Consider the following 631-nt stretch of genomic DNA (forward strand, 5'->3'; position numbering starts at 1 on the left):
CGTGACCGGCCGGGTGTTCGCGGGTGCCAGGCCCGCCCTCACCGGCATCAAGTCCCTCACCGGACACACCTCGGGCTCGGCCGGACTGCTCAGTCTGATCGTCGCCGTGCGCTCCCTCGACACCGGACTGGTTCCGCCCATCGCGGGCCTCACCGACCCGCTGCCCGAGGGCGAGGGGCTCCACCTGGTGGCCGGCCGGCCACTGGCGGCGTCCCTGCGCGTGGCCCAGGTCAACAGTTTCGGCTTCGGCGGCGTCAACGCCGTCGCGATCGTGGGAGGCGCCGCGTGAACATCGCCGTCTCCGGTGTCGCCGTGGCCCTGCCCGGCGTGTCCGACCCGCGAGCCCTCCTGAGGCCCGCCGTGCCCGGCGCCGACCCGGTGGACGCCGCCGCCCTCATCGGCAGGAAGGGGCTGCGCTTCAAGGACCGGGCCACCCGGCTCGGCCTGCACCTGGCGCACGTGGCACTCACCGACGCCGCGCTCCTCGACGGCACGGAACTCACCGTGCCGGGCAACCGCATCGGCACCGTGGTCAGCTCCAACCTCGGCAACGCGGACACCGTCTGCCGTGCGGTGGAGACCATCGCCAAGGAGTCCACGAGCGCCCTCAGCCCCATGGACACCCCCAACG

The 631-nt window shown here is 73.7% G+C and carries 2 pseudogenes; both read left to right on the top strand.

The window, feature by feature from the left end:
- A pseudogene (locus G3I71_RS45520) lies at positions 1–289 on the top strand (3-oxoacyl-ACP synthase); the annotation flags it as partial.
- Positions 286–631: pseudogene (locus G3I71_RS45525) on the top strand (3-oxoacyl-ACP synthase); the annotation flags it as partial. The pseudogenes G3I71_RS45520 and G3I71_RS45525, both read left to right, overlap by 4 nt.

Source organism: Streptomyces sp. SID12501 (assembly GCF_010550245.1).
In the GTDB taxonomy this organism is placed as follows: Bacteria; Actinomycetota; Actinomycetes; order Streptomycetales; family Streptomycetaceae; genus Streptomyces.